Genomic DNA, 22,439 nt, shown 5'->3' with positions numbered 1-22,439 from the left:
TTACCTCTCTAAAAAACTTTTTAAGAATTTACTCCGGCTAGGGTGTTTTATCTTGCGCAAGGCTTTTGCTTCTATCTGCCTAATCCTTTCTCTGGTTACCGCAAAAAACCTTCCTACTTCTTCTAAAGTGTGGTCTGCTCTCTCTCCAATGCCAAAACGCATTCTTAAAACCTTCTCCTCCCTGGGAGTCAAGGTAGAAAGAACTTGCCGTGTATGCTGGGCTAAATCCATCTTAATTACTGCTTCTTCCGGAGGTATTGTTCTTTTATCTTCAATAAAACTTTCTAAAAAGGTATCTTCACCTTCACCCACTGGTGTTTCCAAAGAAATAGGTTCTTTAGCAATTCTTAAAATTTTGTTCACTTTTTCTAAAGGGAATTCCATCTTTTCTGCAATTTCTTCAGGAGTAGGCTCACGTCCCTTTTCTTGAATTAGTAACCTAGTAACTTTAATTAATCTATTTATGGTCTCAATCATATGCACAGGAACACGAATTGTTCTAGCTTGGTCAGCAATAGCCCTAGTAATGGCTTGTCTAATCCACCAGGTAGCATAAGTGCTAAATTTGTAACCCCGCTGATATTCAAATTTCTCTACTGCCTTCATTAAACCAATATTTCCTTCTTGAATTAAATCCAAGAGATGTAAACCTCGATTAGTATATTTTTTGGCAATACTCACCACTAGGCGTAAATTAGCTTCTACAAGTTTTCTCCTTGCCTCTTGGATCCTTTGCTCTCCTTTCTTAATCCGTCGTAAAACTACTCTTAACTTCTTAATTGAAGTGCCTGCCTGTTCATTCCCTATCCGCCTCAACCCTCTTTGCCATTTCTTAACTTTCTGTTCTATAATTTCCAACTCATTCAAACTTACATTTAAATTCTCTGCAATTTCTTTTCTCTTATAGGGATATTTTTTTAAGTATCCCACAAGTTTTTTCAATTTTTCTCTCGATAGACCGGTCTTTAAAATGCACTGGGCTATCTCAGTCTCATAAACTTCTATCTCATGCATAATTTGTTTTAATTGATTAACAATGTTGTAAAGCTGTTTCCTATTTAATCTGAGGGCCCTCAAATACAGACACAGGCACTTTTTGTTATATTTCAGTCTTTGCTCTATATGCAAACGTTTTTCTTCATTAAGCTCATTATTTCTTAAAAATCGCCTTAATTTTTCATTTTGTTTCTCAGTAGCTGCTATTTCATTTAATATGGTAATCACTTCTTGTCTTTTCTTCTCTATTTCTTCCTCTCTTTCTTCATCTTCATCTAAATCCCTTACTACCTCCTTGATCGTTTTATCTCCTCTTTTTAACCATTCCCTTAATTTCAAAATCTGTTGAAGGGCTATGGGAAAATCCGCTAACGCCTTTAAAACCTCCTCTTCTCCTTTTTCACATTCCTTGGCTATTTTTATCTCTTCTTCTCTACTTAATAAGGGAATTTCTGACATTTCTTTTAAGTATAATCTTTCGGGATCCATGGAGGATGTCCTCTCAATAGATAAAAGATCAGGCATCATTTTCTCTTCAGTGAAAAATCTGAATTCTTGATCCTCAGGAGGTTGGTTTTGAGATAACCCATTTGGCGGCAGTGGAGGGATCTCTACTATGTCAATCTCCATTTCATCAAAAACCATCAGGGCATCTTGGAAACTCTCAGAACCCATGTCTTGGGGCAAAACTTTATTCAATTCTTCATAGGTAAGATACCCCTTTTCTTTACCCTGAGAAATTAAGCTTTTAATCTTTTGAAATAAATCTTTTTCTTTATTCATAAAGAGGCTCCCTACCCTTTTTTAAATTACAAGCAAATTTATTTTTTTGTCTTAAAAGCAGAGACAATCTCTGCCAATCTCCATTTTCTTCGGCTTCTTTTATATCTTTCAATAGTCCTTTAAACTCTCTCTCTTGGAGTTGACGTAAAAGACCATGGGCTATTTCTTCAGGATTAGCAGATTTATCTCTTTCTAAAACCCAGCGTGCTATGAACTTTTGGAGTGATGGATCTAATTCTAACATCAAATCTTTAACATCCACCTTACCCTTCTCTTGGTAAGATTTTACTATCTTTTCTAAAAGCAAAGCCAGCTCAGAATGTTTAATCTCTGAGGATAATTTATCTAAGTCAAACCAAGAAATATACTGAGGGTAATGAAGTAAGAATTTGACTACATTTTTTTCAAAAATAGGTAGGGTCTCTTCTAAATTAAATGTTTCTTGCATAGCTCCAGAAGATTTGCTTTTTTTATTCAAATTTAGCAATAAAGAAGGTTCTATATGGAATAGTTGGCAAATTTTATCTTTATAATAAGATTGAGTTAAAGGATTTTTTATAAGAGAAATTATATTTAAGGCCTCTTGGATAAATTGATACCTTTGATTTAAGTCTTTTTTAGTTTCTTTTTCACCTTTTTTTAAATACCAGTCTAAAAGCCCCTGGGTTTGTTGTAATAGTAAAAGCATTGCCTCTTTGCCTTCTCTCTGCACAAAGCTATCAGGGTCATCCCCTGCTGGTAACAATAATATATCTGTTTCTAAATCTTCCTTAAGCAAAATAGACAGACTTCTAATAGCCGCCTTTTGACCTGCAGCGTCTGCGTCATAGACCAAAATCACTTTAGGAGCCAAGCTTTTCAAAATTTTTGCTTGATGTGTGGTCAAGGCTGTTCCTAAGCTCGCCACTGCATATCTAATACCGCAGGCGTGTAAACTTAATAAATCAAAATAGCCTTCTACTAATAATACTTTTTCTTCCCTTTGAGACCATTGTTTAGCCACATGGGCACCATAAAGGTTAAATCCCTTTTTATAAATCAGGGTTTCAGGAGAGTTGATATACTTAGGTAGGGTATCATCCAAAACCCTACCCCCAAAAGCAATGACATTACCTCGCAGGTCAAAGATGGGGAAAATAATGCGCCCTCTAAATCTATCATAGATTTTCCCACTCTCTGACTTACCGAGTAACCCCCCCTCTATAGCTAAAGATAAATCTATTTCTTTTTGTTGCAAAAAGTTGGTAAGGGCATCCCATCGGGGAGGAGCATAACCTAAAAGGTAGGTAACTACGGTATCTTTGCCAATATCCCTTTTTGAAAGGTATTCTCTTGCCCTTTGAGCCTCAGGATTTTGAAGGAGACAGTGATGATAAAACTCTGCCACCCATTGATAGAGGGTCAAGAGGTTTTTTCTCTTTTTGTAATAAATATCTTCTTCGGGTGAAACCTTCTCTTTGGGTAAGGGAATACCGTAATGCTGAGCTACTTCTTCTATTGCTTCATAAAAACTACACTGTTTATACTTCATCAAGAAGGTAAAGACATTGCCTCCTGTCCCACAACCAAAACAATAAAAAAGCTGTTTTTCTTCACTTACCGTAAAAGAAGGTGCTGTTTCTTGGTGAAAAGGACATAGACCAACATAATTCTTACCTCTTTTACGTAAAGAAACATATTCACCTATTATTTCTACAATACTAGCTACATTTTTAACCTCTTCTATAAATTGTGGAGGAATATGGGACATATTATCCCCTTAGGTAATATTCATGTTTCTATTTCCACAATGGTCACTCCTTGACCACCTTCTTTAGGCAAGGCATCTTTGAAAACTGCCACTTGAGGATGTGTCTCTAAATACTTACGAATAGCAGCCCGTAACTGTCCGCTCCCTAAACCATGCACAATCCGCATTTGCTTTAAACCATATAAAGCAGCTTTGTCAATAGCCTTTTCTACTTCCCATAAGGCCTCATCTACCCGTTTACCCAACAAGTTTAGCTCTGTTTTAGGCTTAGTATGAGCATGTATATTTATACCTTGGGACAAAAGAGGAGCTTTGCCAATAATTTCTTCTATTTCATACTTAGGCACCTGACACCGTAACGTCCCTACAATTGCTTCAACCATTTCTCCTTCTACCCGTTTTACCTGAGCTATTTTATGATTGAAACGATAAGAAAGCTTTACCCAATCATTTGGTTTTGGCTCTAATTCTGTTCTAGATGGAGGAAAAGTCAAAAAACTTTTTTTAACCTGTATTAAACGCTGTCTTTGTGCCTCTAGTAGCTTTATATCTTCTTCTTTATCCCTTTTTTGCCTACGGATAACTTTAACTGTTTGCTCCACCTCTTGCAATAGGGAATTAATATTTTTTTCTTTTTTAAGATAAATTTCCCACTTCTTTTCTTCTATTTCCTTAAGCAACCTCTTCTCTTTCTCTTTCAATGCCACAAGGCCAGAAAGAAGTTTTAAAAGATACTCCTTTCTGGTCATCAATTCCTCTTTACTTTTTAATATTTCTTGGAGTGAAAAATATATATTCCCATCCCATTCCCTTAAATACCCTTGAGCCTTTTCTAAAATCTCTTTTTCTATTCCCATTCTCTCTGCTATTTTTAAAGCACAGCTCATGCCCATAGTGTTATATAATAACTGATAAGTAGGCCTTAGGGTTTTAGACTCAATACCTACAGCCACATTTAGGGCATCCTTCTTCTGAAGGGCATAGGCCTTTAATCCTTCATAATGGGTAGTTACTATAGTCCATGCCTTCTTTGCCTTGAAGGTATCCAAAAAGGACATAGCCAAGGCACTACCTTCACTAGGATTTGTTCCTCTTCCTATTTCATCAATCAATATTAAGGTATGGTCTTGTATGGCATTTAAAATCTCTTGGAGGCGCTTTAAATGGGCTGAAAAGGTGCTCATCTGATATTCTAACGCCTTGTCATCCCCTATATCACTAAAAATTTTGTTAAAAATAGGTAAAGAAGCTTCCTCAGTAGGCACAGGGATCCCTGTTTGCAACATCAAAACCAAGATACCCATGGTTTTTAAAGCCATGGTTTTTCCTCCAGCATTTGGACCAGAAATAATTAAGACTTTAGCAGGAGGAGAAAGTTTTAAATCAACAGGAACTGCCCTACCCTGCCTTTCTTTTCTTTCTTTCCAAAGAAGGATAGGATGATAAGCCTTTTTAAAATAAATTTTATCAGTAAATCTAGGAAACGCACCGTCAAATTCTAAAGCATACTGAGCAATAGCCATATAAGTATCCAATAAGGCTATCAATTTTTGGTTTTGCAAAAGACTTTCACAATGATGACCAATAGTGTGTGTAAGTTCCAACAAAATTCTTTTTTTCTCTTCTTGTTCTTCTTCTATAAGAAGTTGCAACTGATTATTCAACGGTAATATCTCCAATGGCTCTACAAAACAAGTAGCCTTACTGCGAGAATAATCATGCACAATGGCCTTGATAAAAGATTGATATTTGCTTTTAACAGAGACTAGATAACGATTATTATGCACGGAAATGATTTTTTCTTGCCAATATGAACTGTATTGGGCTGTATTCAAAAGCTCATGGAGGAGATTTTTTATCTTTGTTTTTAATCTTTGAATGCTCTTCCTTATTTTCTTTAAGGTAATACTGGCAGTATCTATTATCTCTCCTTGAACATCAATGGTCTTTTTTATTTGATGTAAAACCTCTGGCAATAAGTGAAGTTGACTAATAAGAGTATTTATTTTAGGACACTCCTTTTCCTTTTGTTGCCAATAACTATAAATTTTATTTACCATGCTTAAATGCTCAGCTACCAAAAGGATTTCTGCAGGGGAAAGGAAATCATTTTCCACTTTAGTTTTTGGTAATATAAAAGAAATATCCGGAATGCTAGGACGGGGCAAATTTTTATCCCAGAGCAAGCCCTTAATTTCTCTCACACATTCAAGCCTCTGTTTAAGTATATCCATATCCACAATAGGTCTTAAGGAACCTATCACAGCCCTTCCAGGGGCAGAATGGGTATAGGTAGAAATACATTCAAGTATCTGGAAAAAACCCAAATCCTGTAAAGTTTTGGGGTCCATGTTTAAATTAATTAAAGGTAACGATTAAATAGTTAACACTTTTCTCTACGTTCATCTAGGAAAAGTTTATAGACAATACTATCTAATAAGGCTTGGAGACTAGCTTCTAAAATATCATGTGATACTCCTACTGTCCGCCATACACATTCTTTATCCCTTGATTCAATCAACACCCTAACTTTAGCTTCAGTGCCAGATGTTTCAGGTAAAACCCGCACTCTATAATCAATCAAACTCATTTCCTTTAACCTTGGATAAAACTCCTCTAAGGCATTTCTCAATGCCCTATCTAAGGCATTTACCGGCCCCATACCTAAAGAAATAGCATGCCTTTCTCTCCCCTTTACCTCCACCCAAACTTCTGCTTCAGCAATAGGTCTCCCATCTAAAGTATTATAGTCATGCACTCTATAAGTGAGAAGCCGGAAATAATGTTTTTTTAATTCCCCTCGTGCCTTATAAATTCTCAGTTTAAAGGATTCTTCAGCTACATCAAACTGAAATCCTTGATTTTCTAAGTCTTTTAATTCTTGCAAAATTTTTTGAACTTCTGGGTCTTCACTCTCTAAATCAATACCCCATTCCTTGGCCTTACTTAAAATAGTGCTTTTTCCTGAAAGCTCAGAGATGAGAATACGCCTTATATTTCCCACCTTTTGAGGAGGAATATGTTCATAAGTTTGAGGATTTCTCTTTACTGCACTGACGTGAACACCACCTTTATGAGCAAAGGCACTACGGCCTACATAGGGGAGATAAGGAGGATGAGCAATGTTGAGTAATTCTGTTATATATCTGGAAACAGAGGTGAGTTTAGCTAATTGTTCATCAGTAACACAATCAATACCCATTTTGAGTTTTAAAGCAGGAATAATAGAACATAAATCAGCATTGCCACATCTTTCACCCACACCATTAATAGTGCCTTGCACTTGAGTGGCTCCTAAATGAACTGCCATAAGGCTATTGGCCACTGCTGTCCCAGCATCATTGTGAGCGTGGATTCCCCAAGAAATATTGGGAAATTTTGACTTCACTTGAGATATAATAGTTTCTAATTCAAAGGGAAGCGTTCCTCCATTGGTATCACAAAAAATAATACAATCAGCACCAGCCTCTATGGCTTTTTTGATAGTGGCTAAAGCATATTCAGGATTATCTTTAAACCCATCAAAAAAGTGTTCAGCATCATAAAAAAGTTTTTTTACATGTGACCGCAGATAGGCCAGGGAGTCAGAAATAATCTCTAAATTTCGCTCTAAAGAAATTCTTAAGGCATCTTTTACATGCAAATCCCAGCTTTTTCCAAAGATAGTTACTACTTCAGTTTTTGCCTCTATTAATGTTTTAAGATTAGGGTCTGTTTGAGGTATTTTTTGGGGATGGTGAGTGCTACCAAAGGCCACAATTTGGGCCTTTTTAAAATGATAATTTTTAATTCTACTAAAAAAATGAATATCTTTGGGGTTAGACCCAGGCCAACCTCCTTCAATGTAATCTACTCCTATTTCATCCAGTTTTTGGGCGATTTTTAACTTATCTTCTAATTGCAAATTAAAATTTTCTGCCTGTGTTCCGTCCCTTAAGGTAGTATCGTAAATTTCTACTTTAGACATTTTCCCCTAAATCAAAGGCTTTATGTAATACTTGCACTGCTCTTTCTACCTCTTTCTCATCAATTACACAAGAAACTTTTATTTCTGAAGTGCTAATCATAAGAATATTAATACCAGCATTAGCTAAAGATTGAAACATTCTGGCGGCCACTCCAGGATGATTCCGCATACCCACTCCTACAATAGAAACTTTACCAATATGTTCATCTCCTAGCACTCTTTCAGCACCAATCTTATTGGCTGCCTGACGCGCAATCTCTAAGGCTTTTTTAAAATCTATCTTAGGCACAGTAAAAGTCATATCAGTAATGCCCTCTTCACTCGTATTCTGAATAATCATATCTACCACAATACCTGCTTCTCCAATAGGTTTAAAAAGCTGGGCAGCAATGCCAGGTCTATCTGGAACACCCCTTACTGTAATTCTAGCCTCGTCTTTATTGTAAGTTACCGCGGTCACAATTACCTTCTCCATTTCAGCATCGGTATCTACCACCATCGTTCCCTCCTGTTCTATAAAAGATGAACGGACATGAACTGGGACTTTATATTTTTTGGCTACATCCACTGAGCGAATTTGAAGCACTTTAGCCCCAAGACTAGCCAGTTCCATCATTTCATCATAAGAAATTTTATTAATTTTTTTGGCATCTGAACATATCCTTGGGTCTGCGGTAAACACACCCTCCACATCAGTATAAATCTCACATATATCTGCTTTTAAGGCAGCGGCTAAAGCTACGGCAGTAGTATCTGAACCTCCTCGTCCCAAAGTAGTAATATCTCCATGTCTATCAATACCTTGAAAACCAGCAACAATCACAATATTACCTGTTTCCAATTCTTTTTTTAACCGAGCACAGTCAATTTCATCTATGCGTGCTCGCCCAAAAGCATCATCTGTAAAAATCCTAGCTTGAAAGGCTACCAAAGAAGTAGCAGGATAACCCATATCTTTAAGAGCCATAGCCAAAAGGGCAGCAGAGCTTTGTTCTCCAGTAGCCAACAAGACATCCAATTCTCTAGGATCAGGGTTGTTTGTCATTTGATAAGCAAGATTTATCAATCTATCGGTCTCACCAGCCATAGCAGAAACCACTACTACCAATTGATGTCCTTCCTGATAAAATCGGGCCAACTTTCTAGCCACATTTTTAATCCGCTCAATACTACCTACCGAAGTGCCCCCGTATTTCTGCACAACTAGCATTTTTCAACCTTCCTCAATTTTTTAGATAGTAACCTATCTGTTTGAAGTATGCAATATTAGTAACAAACTCTAAATCTCTCCCTTCATTACTAAAATAGATATAAATTTTTAAATACTGAGGAGGCAAAAGCGAAGCAGGCATTTTCTCAGCCCATTCTATAACAGTTACTCCTTCAGAGAAAATGTATTCTTCTAAACCCAACAATGACCAATCTACATCTTTTTCCAACCGATATAAATCAATATGATAAAGGGGAAAACACCCCGGATAAACATGCACAAAGACAAAACTAGGGCTAGTAATGGGATAATTTTTAGGCACCCCTAATCCCTTAGCTATCCCCTTAGTCAACCAAGTCTTTCCTGTTCCTAAATCACCACAAAGGAGAATCACATCCCCTTTTTGAGCAAGTTCGCCTATCTTCTTGCCTATTCTTAAAGTATCCTGGGCTGAAGGGCTATGATACCTAAACTTAAAGAGTTTTTTCATATAGTATTAACTTAAACAAAAATATAAGATTTTTCAATGTCACCTGTTTCCCAAAATCCGGATTGATTTTTGGATAAAATTTCGATCAATTTTTATTTTAATTGAAGAAGGCGAAAAAAGAAGTTTTCTTTCTTGCCAACCTTAATTTTTCGTTTTATTTTTTATAATTGACAAGTCTTATGGGTTGTTTTATAAAAAGTTAAATGAAATACCTTTTTGGACCTGTGCCTTCACGGCGATTGGGTCATTCATTGGGAATAGATTTAATACCCTTTAAGACCTGCACCTATGATTGTATTTATTGTGAATTAGGACGCACAACACATTTAAAGGATAAACCAGCTGCCTATATGAGTGCAAAGGAAATAAAGGCAGAATTAGATACATTTTTTGCTAACCATCATCCTCCTGTGGACTTTATTACTCTTGGTGGCTCAGGTGAACCCACTTTAAATGCTAATTTGGCCCAAATTGTGGAAATTGTGAAAAATTTAAATAAGGCACCTTTGGCTGTTTTAACCAATGGTTCTTTATTATGGAGAGAAGAAATAGTCAATGCCTTACTTAAAGCAGATGTGGTTTTACCATCCTTAGATACAGTCTTTATAAAAACCTGGAAGAAGATAAACCGTCCACATCCATTATTAAAATTAGAGACTATTATTAATGGCCTTAAAGGATTTAGAAGAAAATATAAAGGGCAAATTTGGCTAGAAATCTTATTTGTTAGAGGTGTAAATGATACTGAGGTTGAAATAGAAGCCTTACATAGGGTATTAGAAGAAATATCCCCTGAGAAAATTCAGTTAAATACGGTTGTGCGACCGCCTGCTGAAAGAGGAGTTGAGCCATTGACAAAAAAGGATTTAGAAGAAATTAAGGAAAAACTAGGCCCAAAGGCTGAAATTGTGGTTGACTTTAAACGCCCTATTGAGGAAAGAGCAGAATTATTAAACTTGAGAGAAGAGATAATTGCTTTATTATCCCGTCGCCCTTGTGTTTTAGAAGATATAGTTCATGCTTTAGGTGCTCACATTAATACGGTAATTAAAATGATGGATGGTTTACAAAAAGAAAATTTAGTTGATGCCTATTTACATAATGGAAAAAGGTATTATTTAATAAGAAAAGGTGAAAGATAAAATCTATTTAGGGATAGATGTTGGTTCAACCAGTGTTTGTACAGTCCTTTTGGATGGGCAAGCGCATATTTTATATGAAGATTATCGCCGCACCTATGGTCAGCCATTAAGTGTTGTTTTAAATGTCTTAGAAGAAATTGACCGTCAAATCAGGCTTACTGAAATTACTTCTCTTTCTTTTACTGGCTCTGGAGGAAAGAGCTTCCTGCCCCTTTTAGGTGGAGAATTCATCAATGAAATTATTGCCCATGGCAAGGCTGTAGCCCATTTTCATCCTGAAGTAAGGACTGTCATTGAAATTGGCGGTGAAGATAGCAAACTCATCTTTCTTACCCCTAAGCCAGGAGGGGGTTCTCGCATCTTGGACTTTGCTATGAATACCCTCTGTGCAGCAGGCACAGGTGCTTTTTTAGACCAACAAGCTCATCGTTTGGGATTAAAGATAGAAGAATTCAGTCGCCTGGCTTTAGAGGCCAAAAATGTGCCTCGGATTGCCGGACGTTGTGCTGTATTTGCTAAGTCAGATATGATTCATCTTCAGCAAGAAGGCACACCTTTGTCAGAAATTGTAGCAGGACTTTGTTATGCTCTAGCTCGTAATCTCCGGGGCAATATTGGTCGGGGCAAGCCTTTTCATAAACCTATTGCCTTCCAAGGTGGGGTAGCAGCTAATTTAGGGATGCGTCGGGCCTTTTGTGACATTTTGAAGTTAAAGCCAGAAGAATTGATTATACCCAAACATTACTTAACCATGGGAGCCATTGGGGCTGCCTTGGATGCCAAAGAAAGACAAATAAATAACTATCACTTTTCAGGCCTGGAAAAACTAAAACAAGCCATTGTTGAAGAAAAAGAGGTAAAACACTTTTACCCTCCTTTGAGGTTATTGAAATCCCGTTTTGAAATGTCCACTTTATTTGAGCATAAGCATAAAAAAATCCCTGTGTATTTAGGCATTGATGTGGGTTCAGTGAGTACCAATTTGGTGTTGATAGATGAGCAGGGAGCGTTGCTTGCCAAGCAATATTTAATGACCGCTGGCAGACCATTAGAGGCAGTAAAACAGGGTTTAAAAGCTTTACAAACAGAATGGGGGAATAAAGTAGAAATTTTAGGTGCTGCCACTACAGGTTCAGGCCGCTTTTTAGTAGGAGACTTTGTGGGCGCTGATATCATTAAAAATGAGATTACTGCCCAGGCAAAGGCGGCGGCAGCCATAGACCCAGAAGTAGATACTATTATTGAAATTGGAGGGCAGGATTCCAAGTTCATTCGTTTAGAGAATGGAGCCATTATAGATTTTGAAATGAACAAGGTGTGTGCCGCTGGCACAGGGTCTTTTTTAGAAGAGCAAGCAGATAGTTTAGGTATTTCCATCTATGAACAATTTGCCAATATAGCTCTCTCTGCTCAACATCCAGCTCCTTTGGGGGAACGTTGTACTGTATTCATGAAATCTGATTTGGTCCATTATCAGCAAAAAGGCCTATCCAAGCCAGATTTAGTGGCCGGTCTTTGCTATGCCATTGCTTATAACTTTCTCAATAAAGTAGTGGCAGGGCGTTCTATTGGCCAACGCATATTTTTTCAGGGAGGAGTGGCTGCCAATAAAGGCGTGGTAGCCGCCTTTGAACAGTTGTTGGGAAAACCCATCACTGTTCCTCCTCATCATGAAGTTACTGGGGCCATTGGAGCAGCTTTATTGGCTAGGGATGAAAGAAATTGGAAAAGGAGTCAATTTAAGGGTTTTGATTTAGCACACATTAATTATAAAATAAGTAGCTTTATTTGTAAGGCCTGCCCTAATCAATGCGAAATCAAAAGGATTACTATAGGAGATAAAAAGGGTGTATTATACTATGGAGGTCGCTGTGAAAAATATGAGGTTTCCGTTCAAAGAAAACCCCTTGGGGTGGACTTGGTCAAAGAAAGAGAGAGATTACTTTTAAAATATCTTGAACCAGAAAAAAAAGGGAAAACCTGTCTGCCGAACAGGCATAGAGGCGAAATTGCTATTCCTTATGCCTTTTTTATGCAAGATTACTTCCCATTTTTTGCCACTTTATTACAGGAATTGGGCTTTAAGGTAGTCCTTTCTTTTCCTACCACTAAAGAGATTATTCAGGCAGGTGTGGAGACTGTTTTAGCCGAAACTTGTTATCCGGTTAAGGTTGCTCATGGTCACACCGCCTTTTTGTTTAATAATGGACATAAACACATTTTTTTCCCTAATGTGATAGACCTTCCTTCTCGCCATCCTTCATGTGATTGGGGGATGGTATGTCCTTATGTCCAAGGATTGCCTTATATGTTAGCATCAGCCTTTGACTTTAAAAAGAGAGGGATAAATTTTATCCATCCTGTGATTTATCTAGGGCGAGGTGATTGGTATTATCGGCAAAGTGTTAAAAATCTAAGTAAAAGTCTCAAAGTCTCCAAATATGCTGTAGAAAAGGCATGGAAAAAGGCAAAGGCGGCTCAAGAGGAATTTGAATCTAGCCTCCAAGAAAAGGCAAAAGAGATATTAGCTGCTCTCAAGCCTGATGAAATAGCTATAGTCATTGTGGGACGGGCATATAATAGTTTTGATAGTGGTGTTAATTTACGTATTCCCCAAAAACTAGCCCATCGAGGAGTAAGTGTTATTCCTTTAGATGCATTACCTTTAAAAACAGCCAGGCTTTCTAATGTTTGGCAAAATATGTATTGGCGTTATGGACAGCACATCCTCTGTGCGGCTGCTCTGGTGCGTGAACATCCCCAGCTTTATCCTGTGTATATTACCAACTTTGCCTGCGGGCCGGATTCTTTTATTTTACACTTTTTTAAAGAAGAATTAGGGAAAAAACCATTTTTAGAAATAGAAATAGATGAACACAGTGCAGACGCGGGAATAATTACTCGTCTTGAGGCTTTTTTAGATAGTATCAAAGGCAAAAAAATAACTGCTACCCCACCAAAGCGCTATTTTGTGTTTAAAAAACACTACCGGGACTCCTATGTTTACATTCCTTATATGTGCGACCATTGTTATGCCCTGGCTGCGGTATTTGAGGGATGTGGGGTAAGAGCAAAAGTAATGCCACCTTCAGATAAAGAAAGTTTTATCTTGGGCAGACAGGCTGTTTCAGGTAAGGAATGTTATCCCTGTCTGCTTACCGCAGGTGATATGCTGAAGACCTTGAAACTCCCAGAATTTGACCCCAAATATGCAGCCTTTTTTATGCCTACAGGAAGCGGTCCTTGTCGGTTTGGTCAATATGCCCATTTTCACCGTCGGGTATTAGATGAATGGGGATATCCAGAAATTCCTATTTTTTCACCTAATCAAGATGGAGAACACTATGAAAAATTAGGGATGGTGGCTAATGACTTTATTCTCTGGGCCTGGCGTGGTTTGGTAGCGGTGGATATTTTGGAAAAATTATTGAGACAGACTAGACCTTATGAAGCGATCTCTGGGGAAACTAATAAACTTTATCAAAAATATTTGGAAAAAATTTGTATATATTTGCGAAATAAACAGGAACCTTTGCTTTTATTGGTTAAAGCAGTAAAGGATTTTGAAAGAATCAAAAAGAAAGAGTTGTCCAAACCTATGGTAGGAATAGTAGGTGAAATTTATCTTCGTAGCAATCCCTTTGCCAATGAATATCTAGTGCAACGATTGGAATCCATGGGTGCAGAAGTTTGGCTTCCACCTATGGGGGAGTGGATTTTTTATACCAACCATACTGCTTTTTTGCGAGACTGGCGTCGTCTTTATTTGAGGCGGGCCTTAAGGTTACTCATTGCAGCCATCATTCAATACAAAGAAGAATGGCGTCTTGTAAGGCGAGTTAAGTCTGTATTAAAACACGCTCATGAGCCCCTGATTTTACAATTGCTTCATTGGGCAAAACCCTATTTACACCCTGCTTTTGAAGGAGAAGCTGTGCTTACTATTGGTAAGGCCATTGATTTTCTGAAAAAAGGCACTAAAGGCATTATTAATGTTATGCCCTTTACTTGCATGCCAGGGACTATTGCTCAAGCCGTGTTTACCAGGTTGCAAAGAGAAAAGAGAAACTTTCCTTGTTTACATCTAGCCTTTGATGGACAGGAGCAAACTAATACCCAAACCAGATTAGAAGCCTTTATGCATCAAGTAAAAGAACTTCATATATAAATAAATTGTGAGTTCCTTTATCTTTTTTGAAAAAGGCGCTATCTTCTCGCCATCAAGGCCTCAAACTCAACTTTGACACCTAAAAATCAAAACTTGGATTAACCTCAATACCACTTCCCAAAAAATCAGGATTTTTGTCTTAAAAAAGGAAACTTGGGTTAAAAAAATCTTGACATATTTTTAACTTTATCCTAAAGTAATTTGTTATGAAATTTGATTTATTGAAATGATTGGGAAAAAGGCATTTTCACTTATTTGGGTGGCGATTATTTTTTTCATATTGTGGTCAAATGCTCCTGCCACAAATTTTATAAAGGAAAACATCAATATTGAGTTTAATAAAGGGACGTTTTCTGTAGATATAAAAGATACAGATACTAAGACAGTTTTTAAAATATTAGAAGAAAAAGGTAAGATAGAAATTTTTAATAAAAAAATCCTACCAGATAAAAAAGTCAGTATAAAATTTAAAGATTTAAAAATAGAAGAAGGAATCAAGAAACTGATGCATCTCTGTGGTATTAGGAACTACTTGATTGTATTTAGAGAGAAAGCCAAGCCAGGTGAACCAAAAATTAAGTTGATACTAATGAATACAGAGGCTGGTTCTATACCAAAAGCGGAGAAAAAGGCTAAAGAAGTTCCCAGGAAGGAAATAGGAGAAGCACAAAGAGAGGCCATTATTAAGACTATAACACCTATGCTGAATGAACTTGATGAGGAGACACGTGGGGCGATAATAAAGGATATTATGAAAGGAAGGGTTGAGCCATTTGAAGATTAGAGAGAAAGGAGGTGATATAAAAGCAGGGATTAGGATTTATTTAGGATGAAGGGCAAAAAACTAAGAAAGGAGGGAAGGATGAAAAGATTAGCAATTTTAGCTGTAGCAATGTTCGTAGTATCAATGTTATTTGGAGGAAATGTAAAGGCTTATGAAACAATCACTGCTTGGGAGGTATACGAAGCTGCAGAAAATGCTCCAGAGATAATTAATAACGGAGCCTACTTTATAGATGTCAGGACCACTGAAGAGTTCTTGTGGGTAGGCACATGCGAACTGCCTGATGGAAGCACTCCTTGGAATATTCCATGGAAACTTTGGGGATATGAATTTTCAGAAACAGATGGAAAAGTCAAAGCAGGTGGGATAGTAGTTAAAGAATTATTCCTTTCACTGGTAAAGAGGACATTTCCTGAAGGCTCAATCCTTGTGCTTATGTGCAGAAGTGGACACAGAAGCACCTTTGCGGCAGAATATTTAGAAGAACAATTAGGAGAAGATTATTATACCATTTACGAGATTGATAATCCCCTTAAAAATGCAGAAAATGGTAAGGGTGGTAGTGGAGGATTTCAGGGAAGTAGTAGTGTAGACCCCAATGACAAAGGTTACAGGGGATATCCTGAAAGGCTACCTTTTTGTTCTGAAACCACAGAACACCCTTGTGTAGCAAAATATAGTTCTGAAATAGGCGATGCGAGTGATTCAGTCTCCTGGATGGATAGTGGCCTCCCTATGACCCAAACGGTGGATAAAGATAAAATCTGGTTGTATATGGCTAAATAATAACAAAAAACAGCCCTCTGGGAGACTAGAGGGCTGCTAATCTTCCCATTCTTTTTGGTAAACTTTGGCCCTTTTTGCCTGATCAGGTAGTTTAATAACCAGCGGTCTATTATAATTATAATAACAATAAGTCTTTTTTATATCAATTGTCATCTTAAATGGCTGTTTCATAATTTCTTTTTCTATGACTGCCTGCATTTTCATAATACACTTTAGAGGAAAAAATGTCTTTTTTTCTATCCACATTTCCATATTTATTCGTTTAACTACGTCTTCATAGTCCAGATTGAGCAACCTCATAAGAGGATGTTCTTCATCCTGCTCCATTATTACCTCCCAGAAAGACCGTTTATCAGGTTCTATACTAAGCAAATAGCAATCAATATTTTTGAAAGTTTCCTCTTTTAAATTTTTTATCTTAGAAGTCATAACTAACTTCATCTGTTTCTTGAGCTGATTTTCACTATCTAATTTATGCCTGGGTACCTCAAATTTTATCCACTCACTGTCTTTCTCAGATTGAATATATTCCATAGTATCCAGGATATAAATTTTTGTTTGAGTTGATTTGCTTCTCTTATTGCGCTCATTGATATGGATAAATATTTTTATTTTTCTGTTCTTCACATCTATGTCAGCTTGGGCATTTGCTTTGACCACGTCCTTTATGTCTTCTCCAGTTGCAGAAGTTTCCATCTCCATTTCCATTTCATAACTATAAGTATGGATGTTGTCTAAAACCTCTATTAGATTTCCTTTTATCTCTCCTTTAGAAATAGGTTTTGCACAGCCTTGTAAAATAATAAGAAGACATATTATAAAATAACCCAGCATCAATTATCTCCTTGACTAAAATCATAATTACCTTATAAAGACAAAAATGCAATGGTATCAGATAAAAATTCAATTGCCTCTATCCTTGTTAGAATCCACTTATAATTTTTTATGGGATTATGTAAATGGGTTAAGGGTAGAAAGGACAGAGAATGGTTTTTTACTTGAAAGCTATGTATTTTCTTCGTTTCCAGATAAGTTGCTTAACAGACTTAATAATGTGTTAAATATGCTCGCCCGGAGTTTTCAAGTAGATTTTTCCCCTCCGGTAATAACGCCTCTGAATACCTTTTTAAAAAAGGTGTTTATTATTGTTCCTTTCCCCACTACTTGTGTGCCTAATTTTGGTATTCCTATTTTAGTGCAAAGAGGAAGGGCATTTGGCACAGGTAATCATCCGTGCACTATTTATTGTTTACAGGCCTTAAAGGAGATTTTTGATGGGAAATTTGGAAGGAGACAGCTCAAGCGGATTTTGGATGCAGGCACTGGAACAGGTATTCTGGCTATAGCAGCGGCCAGGTTGGGAGTGAAAAATATAATTGGTGTGGAAATAAGTCCTGAGGCTGTAAAAGAAGCTCAAGAAAATGTTAAATTAAATAAAGTAACTAAGGAAATTACTATATTGTCTTCTTCAGTAACAGAGACAAAAGGACAGTTTGATTTAATCTTTGCTAACCTGTATGGTGTTCTTCTCAAAAAAATTGCCCCAACCATGGTAAGGCTATTAGCTCCTAAAGGCTGGATTGTCCTAGGAGGAATGATTATTCCAGATGATGAATTGGTTATTTCTACCTTTACTCCTTATGGCTTAAGAGAATCTGTGCGTTATTATGATGAACAATGGAGTGTAGCGGTTTTGCAAAAGGTTTAAGCCTTAACCGGTGGTCCGAGAAGAAAAATTAGAAGCGCAGAGATTAAGACTTGAATAAAAAAAGTAATAAGACACACAACTACGGCCCGGCCAGTGCTAGTATAATCAAGGGCCTGTCTCACTGCAATTATCATGGCCATTAATGACCAAACGGCGGCAATAAAAAAAATAATCATTCTTAAAGGAGGTATAACCCCTAATATACGTATTAATCCAGGTGCACTGGCAAAACCTAATACTCGCAACAACTCTTTTGGATTCGATTCAGTTTGTGGTTCAGGCAGCAATTTGGTTCCTACCAAATAAATAAGATATGCCCAAATAAGCCAGCTTAATAAAGCTACTATTGTTCCTCCTAATAAAATTCCAAAACCTTGAGTAGCACTACCTAAACCAGCAGCTAGACTAGAAAGCACCACTACTATCACCGCCTGTTTTAAAGCATCTGTATCTGCCTCTACTTCTTCATAAAGACTAGCTTCTAATTTCATTGCCCTGAAAATCCGTTGGGTTAAGCCATTCATTGTTATTCCTCCTTTTTAATATTTTTTATCATTACAGTGAGAGTGGAATTTGTCAAGAAAAAATATAGCCCAAAATCCAGCATTTTTTAAAAAAAATGGGTATCTCTGAGGGCAAAAGGTGATTTTTGCTCTCTTCTAAATGAGAAATACCTCTAATGAGTTTTATGCCTTGATATTTTATTTATTCAGGCCATTCAATAAGTTCTAATGCCCCGGAATTGCAAGTCTTAACACAAGTAGGATTAGGCGGTGTTCCACAAAAATCACATTTTAAGTGAAAACCAGTATCAGGCTCGTAAAAAACAGGTTTTTGAGGACAGGAAGCCCTACAGATTACGCATAAGTCAATCAATCCCCACTGGGTATCAACCACACATTTGGTGTTACAGGCAGCATCAGTATACTGTCCAGCAATTACAGGAATAAAATAGCCATTTACTTTAAACACCCTAATCCGTGCCCGCCTTGGATTAACCGTATTTTCTTTATGTTTTAAGGAACAAGCCAATTCACACTGGCGACAGCCTGTGCACTTATTAGGGTCTATCTTTATCCTTTGCATCTTTTAATCCCAATCTATTTAATATCTCTTCCTTTGGTTTCCCCCATTTATCCCATCCTCTTTCCTGATAATAAACAGGAAGCATTTGGTCTAAAGGACAAACATTTCCTTCTAAGGCTTCTTGGGTAAACCTTTTAGGCAAAACATCATCGTTATAATCAATGCCTGCCTTTATGTTAAAAATCCTTTCTAAATTCCAGATTCTTTCTCCAAGATTAAGTAATTCTTGAATATTTACCTCAGTATTAAAACAAAATTTATAAAATGGCAAAATATTGTTTAATTTAAGGGCCAATAAGATATAAACACAATATCCCAGGGCATCTAATACAGCCATGGTATCCTGGATTTGCTTTACTAGGGCTGGTTTATCTTGATATTTAAAAGGCTCCACTACCTGGTGGATGCCTAAAAGCTCTTCTATAATAGTGAATCCATTTAGATGATAAGCCCCACTGTTAGAAGTAGCTAAATGAAGCCCAAAACCCCATAATTTTCTTGGTTCAAAGGGAGGGATGGCACTATTTTTTACCCCCATAAACCTATCTGGTCTATTTAGGGCTTTAGCCAGATGTGCTCCTCCTTTGGCTATCTCTGCTCCAAATCCTTTATTTTTTCCTATTTGTTTTATGATTTTTTCTATGTCTTCACTACCAAAAGAAAGTGAGACATCTTTTAAAATCCCTTCTTCACTTAATTCCATCGCACAAGCTATAGTTGAAGCAGTATTTAAGACATCAAGCCCAAGTTCAGTGCACAGATACCTCAATTCAGCAATCTTATCAATTGTCTTTATTCCACAAAGATAACCAAAACCAGCCATACTTTCATAATCAAGATACAACATCCTTTGTTTTTCTAAACTAAACCGGATACACCCTATAGGACAAGAAAAACAAGCCCTCCTCCTCTGAGTAAAATTTTTAATCCCGTCCCCATCTAGATTGGGTATCTTTTGGGCAGATGACTTAAAATTATTTGCTGGTAAGGCCTTTTTATCTAAACAAATGTCCAACAAAAATCCATTGCCTATATTAGGCAGATATTCTTTAGTATAAGGTGAAGTGTTAAATTTATTTTTTAAGGTAAGAATAGACTGCAGGCACTTTTCTCCTTGATTTACAGTAACATCTTGGGAACCACTAATAACAATAGCCTTAAGATTTTTTGCTCCAAAAATAGCCCCAATTCCGGCCCCTCCGTCTAAGAGAAGGCCATCACTTACCAGCGTAGCCAAATTTGCTTTATTTTCTCCTGCTGGACCAACAGATAGAATAAAAGACTCTAGCGCCTTCCATCTATCATTCAATTCTTCTTTAATCATCTTTTCTGTTTTTGAAGTAACTTGCTGTCCATATTCTAAAGCAGGTTTGATGGAAATACGTTGATGAGAGATAAATATAATGACCGGATGTTCTGCCTTACCTTCAATAATAACTGCATCAAAACCAGCAAATTTTAACTCTGTCCCAAAATATCCTCTAATTCTTCCACAGCAAATAGTATTAGTGAGGGGCGACTTAGTGACCACACTAGCCATGCTTGCACCTGAGGCCCCAGTGCCACAAAGTGCCCCAGCGGCAATTACTATCTTATTATCCTCATCCAAAGGGTCAATTTCAGGATTTACTTCATCAAAATATAACTTTACACCTAAACCTCGGCCACCCAAATAGACTTTTAAGAGGCTCTCAGGTAAGGTGTCTATTTTAAAGGACTTATGAGTCAGATCTATTCGTGCGAATTGTCCCTTCCAGACTTCCATTTAAGCCACACCTTTCAACCAATCTTCTGTTTTGTCTTTGAGGGCTTTATCTAAGCTGAAAGTAATACATATTCTTCTACAGGTACCACAACCAATGCACTTATCTGTTTCTACATAAATTGAACCTGCTTGGGCAATAATGGCCCCTAGGACGCAAATAGGTTCACAAAAACACCTTTTACAATTTTGAGGACAAATTAATTTTAGCATCGCTTGCTCTCCTTAACCTAAAATTTTTTCTACTTCTTCTGCATCTGCATCCATGAGGTAAGGTATACCAGAAACTTCAGAAGCCTCCCTAGTTAATGCCATTAAGTCTTCGCGGGAGATATATTTTAAGGCAAACTTTCTTGCTCCTGCCATAAGCTGCTGTAAGCCTTGTTTTAACCTTAAAAAATAAGTATACATCCCTATCGCTCCTGGTGGAATCTCTGCAAAGGCATCACCATATTTTTGTTTCAATTTATAAGCACCAGAAAATAGCTCCAATACCTTATCTTCTAAATCCTCTCCTTCCATTTCTACCTTTTCTTTTAACAACCGACCATGGGTATGGGCTACCATAGCTGCTGTCATGATTGCTCTGCCCATACATACTAGTTTTACATAAGGAGCCCCTAAGGCAAGTGCTTTAAAAATATGGTCTTCTAAAGAAAGCCCCCCAGCAATAGCACAGGTTGGGATATATTCCCCTTTTTCCTCCAGCCGTTTACAGTAGTTATACAATAAACTTTCAATATAAACTGTAGGAATACCCCATTCATTCATCATCCTCCAAGGACTCATTCCTGTTCCTCCTCCAGCTCCGTCTACCGTTAATAAATCAATCTTGGCCTCTGAGGAAAACTTAACTGCCCTAGCCAAATCAGCCGGTCTATAAGCGCCTGTTTTAAGAGAAATAAATTTTACTCCCAAACTCCTTAATCTTTCTACCTCTTTTAAAAAGGCTTCTTCACTCACCATACCCAAGCGGGAGTGCCTTTCAAACTCTTTAAAACTCCTTCTTTTAAAGGCCTCTTGCACAGAAGGGTTTTCAGGGTCTGGGAGGACAATATAGCCTCTTCTTTTTAACTGTAATGCCCTTTCTAAAGTGGGTAATTTTACCTCACCACCTATATTTTTTGCTCCCTGTCCCCATTTGAGCTCTATAAAGTCCACACCTAATTTATCAACTACATATTCAGCCACCCCTAATCTGGTATCTTCTACATTCAATTGCACTACTACATCCCCATATCCCTCGCACCAGCGTTTGAATAAATTAATGCGTTTTTCCATTTCTGGAGCTCGCACAATTCTTCCATTTTTTATCTCTGCTTCAGGATCCATCCCACAGATATTTTCACCTGCTATAACTAGTGTTCCACAAATAGCAGCTCCTATAGCCATAGTGTCCCAATATTTTCTGGCAATCTCGGTAGATCCCAGTGCTCCTGCAAATGCTGGGAATCTAATTTTTATTTTATCTTTGAAGCCAATTTCAGTAGTAACATCCACTACAGGAAAAGTGGCTTTGTCAGGGTCTGGTTCTATCCCAACGGCCCCCACACAGGTGCCCTGAATGTTAAAATGGGAAAAATCAACAGGATAATCCTTTTCTGCTCCTGCACTAATGGCTCCAAATGGAAGGGGATAGATAGCAGCTTCTCCTTTAAGGGCTGACCTCCCGATTTCACAAGGACCTTCACATCCTTCCACACAAGTTACACAAATACCAGAAGAGGGAACTGGTGTAACCCGGGTAACCGTGAGCGTGGCTGCACTGTGATTTGGTTTACTTAAAGACATCGTTTACCTCCCAAAA

At 37.4% G+C, this 22,439-nt stretch carries 17 protein-coding genes; 5 read left to right on the top strand and 12 right to left on the bottom strand.

Annotation, left to right across the window (positions count from 1 at the left end; all coding sequences use genetic code 11):
* The 6 genes from rpoD to tsaE are packed head-to-tail and all read right to left on the bottom strand — an operon-like array spanning position 1 to position 9,196.
* A complete protein-coding gene (gene rpoD / locus HS1_RS12535; RefSeq protein WP_066066218.1) occupies positions 1 to 1,779 on the bottom strand; it encodes an RNA polymerase sigma factor RpoD in 1,779 nt (592 codons plus the stop codon).
* On the bottom strand, positions 1,772 to 3,529 hold the full coding sequence (gene dnaG / locus HS1_RS12530; protein WP_066066215.1) for a DNA primase: 1,758 nt from the start codon (positions 3,527 to 3,529) through the stop codon (positions 1,772 to 1,774). Before dnaG ends, rpoD begins: the two co-directional genes overlap by 8 nt.
* A gap of 20 nt (positions 3,530 to 3,549) precedes the next feature.
* Positions 3,550 to 5,880 (bottom strand): endonuclease MutS2, encoded by a 2,331-nt coding sequence (locus HS1_RS12525; protein WP_066066212.1) that lies wholly within the window; start codon positions 5,878 to 5,880, stop codon positions 3,550 to 3,552.
* A gap of 32 nt (positions 5,881 to 5,912) precedes the next feature.
* Positions 5,913 to 7,496: a citramalate synthase gene (cimA, locus tag HS1_RS12520; RefSeq protein WP_066066210.1), complete on the bottom strand. Its 1,584-nt coding sequence runs from the start codon at positions 7,494 to 7,496 to the stop codon at positions 5,913 to 5,915.
* Positions 7,489 to 8,706 carry an aspartate kinase gene (locus HS1_RS12515; protein WP_066066207.1) on the bottom strand — a complete coding sequence of 406 codons (1,218 nt, stop codon included), beginning with the start codon at positions 8,704 to 8,706 and terminating at the stop codon, positions 7,489 to 7,491. Before HS1_RS12515 ends, cimA begins: the two co-directional genes overlap by 8 nt.
* Before the next feature lie 13 nt (positions 8,707 to 8,719).
* Positions 8,720 to 9,196: a tRNA (adenosine(37)-N6)-threonylcarbamoyltransferase complex ATPase subunit type 1 TsaE gene (gene tsaE, locus HS1_RS12510; protein WP_066066204.1), complete on the bottom strand. Its 477-nt coding sequence runs from the start codon at positions 9,194 to 9,196 to the stop codon at positions 8,720 to 8,722.
* Positions 9,197 to 9,399: 203 nt separating this feature from the next.
* On the opposite strand from tsaE, the gene HS1_RS12505 reads away from it, so the two are divergent.
* From HS1_RS12505 to HS1_RS12490, 4 genes are all read left to right on the top strand, one after another.
* A complete protein-coding gene (locus HS1_RS12505; RefSeq protein ID WP_066066202.1) occupies positions 9,400 to 10,338 on the top strand; it encodes a radical SAM protein in 939 nt (312 codons plus the stop codon).
* Complete coding sequence (locus tag HS1_RS12500; protein WP_066066199.1) at positions 10,328 to 14,506, top strand: acyl-CoA dehydratase activase; 4,179 nt, start codon at positions 10,328 to 10,330, stop codon at positions 14,504 to 14,506. Before HS1_RS12505 ends, HS1_RS12500 begins: the two co-directional genes overlap by 11 nt.
* A gap of 226 nt (positions 14,507 to 14,732) precedes the next feature.
* The gene (locus HS1_RS12495; protein WP_066066196.1) at positions 14,733 to 15,290 is read left to right on the top strand and encodes a hypothetical protein; all 558 of its coding nucleotides are present in this window, start codon (positions 14,733 to 14,735) and stop codon (positions 15,288 to 15,290) included.
* A gap of 78 nt (positions 15,291 to 15,368) precedes the next feature.
* Entirely contained in the window at positions 15,369 to 16,076 is a 708-nt protein-coding gene (locus HS1_RS12490; RefSeq protein WP_156469483.1) for a rhodanese-like domain-containing protein, read from the top strand.
* A gap of 36 nt (positions 16,077 to 16,112) precedes the next feature.
* Here the strand turns inward: HS1_RS12490 and HS1_RS12485 are convergent, their stop codons facing one another.
* Positions 16,113 to 16,910 carry a DUF6612 family protein gene (locus HS1_RS12485; RefSeq protein ID WP_066066190.1) on the bottom strand — a complete coding sequence of 266 codons (798 nt, stop codon included), beginning with the start codon at positions 16,908 to 16,910 and terminating at the stop codon, positions 16,113 to 16,115.
* A 46-nt stretch (positions 16,911 to 16,956) separates the two neighbouring features.
* Here HS1_RS12485 and HS1_RS12480 point away from each other — a divergent pair, with 46 nt between their 5' ends.
* Positions 16,957 to 17,784: a 50S ribosomal protein L11 methyltransferase gene (locus HS1_RS12480; RefSeq protein WP_066066187.1), complete on the top strand. Its 828-nt coding sequence runs from the start codon at positions 16,957 to 16,959 to the stop codon at positions 17,782 to 17,784.
* On the opposite strand, the gene HS1_RS12475 is transcribed toward HS1_RS12480, so the two are convergent.
* The 5 genes from HS1_RS12475 to HS1_RS12455 all read right to left on the bottom strand — a co-directional run bounded on the left by HS1_RS12475 (position 17,781) and on the right by HS1_RS12455 (position 22,423).
* Positions 17,781 to 18,308, bottom strand: coding sequence for a YIP1 family protein (locus tag HS1_RS12475; RefSeq protein ID WP_066066184.1), 528 nt, complete (start codon positions 18,306 to 18,308; stop codon positions 17,781 to 17,783). The genes HS1_RS12480 and HS1_RS12475 overlap by 4 nt on opposite strands.
* 181 nt (positions 18,309 to 18,489) lie before the next feature.
* Positions 18,490 to 18,870: a 4Fe-4S binding protein gene (locus HS1_RS12470; RefSeq protein ID WP_066066181.1), complete on the bottom strand. Its 381-nt coding sequence runs from the start codon at positions 18,868 to 18,870 to the stop codon at positions 18,490 to 18,492.
* Positions 18,845 to 20,635: an aldehyde ferredoxin oxidoreductase family protein gene (locus tag HS1_RS12465; protein WP_066066178.1), complete on the bottom strand. Its 1,791-nt coding sequence runs from the start codon at positions 20,633 to 20,635 to the stop codon at positions 18,845 to 18,847. Before HS1_RS12465 ends, HS1_RS12470 begins: the two co-directional genes overlap by 26 nt.
* Positions 20,636 to 20,845, bottom strand: coding sequence for a 4Fe-4S binding protein (locus HS1_RS12460; RefSeq protein ID WP_066066175.1), 210 nt, complete (start codon positions 20,843 to 20,845; stop codon positions 20,636 to 20,638).
* A gap of 12 nt (positions 20,846 to 20,857) precedes the next feature.
* Positions 20,858 to 22,423 (bottom strand): FMN-binding glutamate synthase family protein, encoded by a 1,566-nt coding sequence (locus tag HS1_RS12455; RefSeq protein WP_066066170.1) that lies wholly within the window; start codon positions 22,421 to 22,423, stop codon positions 20,858 to 20,860.
* Positions 22,424 to 22,439: the final 16 nt, after the last annotated feature.

This window comes from Candidatus Desulfofervidus auxilii, from assembly GCF_001577525.1.
In the GTDB taxonomy this organism is placed as follows: domain Bacteria; phylum Desulfobacterota; class Desulfofervidia; order Desulfofervidales; family Desulfofervidaceae; genus Desulfofervidus; species Desulfofervidus auxilii.
The sequence above is the reverse complement of the archived record's forward strand: the minus strand, read 5'-3'. Positions and strand labels throughout refer to the sequence as shown.

Excerpts from the sequence above, each read along its gene's own strand:
- rpoD (WP_066066218.1), bottom strand. The coding sequence starts at position 1,779 with ATGAATAAAGAAAAAGATTTATTTCAAAAGATTAAAAGCTTAATTTCT.
- dnaG (WP_066066215.1), bottom strand. The coding sequence starts at position 3,529 with ATGTCCCATATTCCTCCACAATTTATAGAAGAGGTTAAAAATGTAGCT.
- HS1_RS12525 (WP_066066212.1), bottom strand. The coding sequence starts at position 5,880 with ATGGACCCCAAAACTTTACAGGATTTGGGTTTTTTCCAGATACTTGAA.
- cimA (WP_066066210.1), bottom strand. The coding sequence starts at position 7,496 with ATGTCTAAAGTAGAAATTTACGATACTACCTTAAGGGACGGAACACAG.
- HS1_RS12515 (WP_066066207.1), bottom strand. The coding sequence starts at position 8,706 with ATGCTAGTTGTGCAGAAATACGGGGGCACTTCGGTAGGTAGTATTGAG.
- tsaE (WP_066066204.1), bottom strand. The coding sequence starts at position 9,196 with ATGAAAAAACTCTTTAAGTTTAGGTATCATAGCCCTTCAGCCCAGGAT.
- HS1_RS12505 (WP_066066202.1), top strand. The coding sequence starts at position 9,400 with ATGAAATACCTTTTTGGACCTGTGCCTTCACGGCGATTGGGTCATTCA.
- HS1_RS12495 (WP_066066196.1), top strand. The coding sequence starts at position 14,733 with ATGATTGGGAAAAAGGCATTTTCACTTATTTGGGTGGCGATTATTTTT.
- HS1_RS12490 (WP_156469483.1), top strand. The coding sequence starts at position 15,369 with ATGAAAAGATTAGCAATTTTAGCTGTAGCAATGTTCGTAGTATCAATG.
- HS1_RS12485 (WP_066066190.1), bottom strand. The coding sequence starts at position 16,910 with ATGCTGGGTTATTTTATAATATGTCTTCTTATTATTTTACAAGGCTGT.
- HS1_RS12480 (WP_066066187.1), top strand. The coding sequence starts at position 16,957 with ATGCAATGGTATCAGATAAAAATTCAATTGCCTCTATCCTTGTTAGAA.
- HS1_RS12475 (WP_066066184.1), bottom strand. The coding sequence starts at position 18,308 with ATGAATGGCTTAACCCAACGGATTTTCAGGGCAATGAAATTAGAAGCT.
- HS1_RS12470 (WP_066066181.1), bottom strand. The coding sequence starts at position 18,870 with ATGCAAAGGATAAAGATAGACCCTAATAAGTGCACAGGCTGTCGCCAG.
- HS1_RS12465 (WP_066066178.1), bottom strand. The coding sequence starts at position 20,635 with ATGGAAGTCTGGAAGGGACAATTCGCACGAATAGATCTGACTCATAAG.
- HS1_RS12460 (WP_066066175.1), bottom strand. The coding sequence starts at position 20,845 with ATGCTAAAATTAATTTGTCCTCAAAATTGTAAAAGGTGTTTTTGTGAA.
- HS1_RS12455 (WP_066066170.1), bottom strand. The coding sequence starts at position 22,423 with ATGTCTTTAAGTAAACCAAATCACAGTGCAGCCACGCTCACGGTTACC.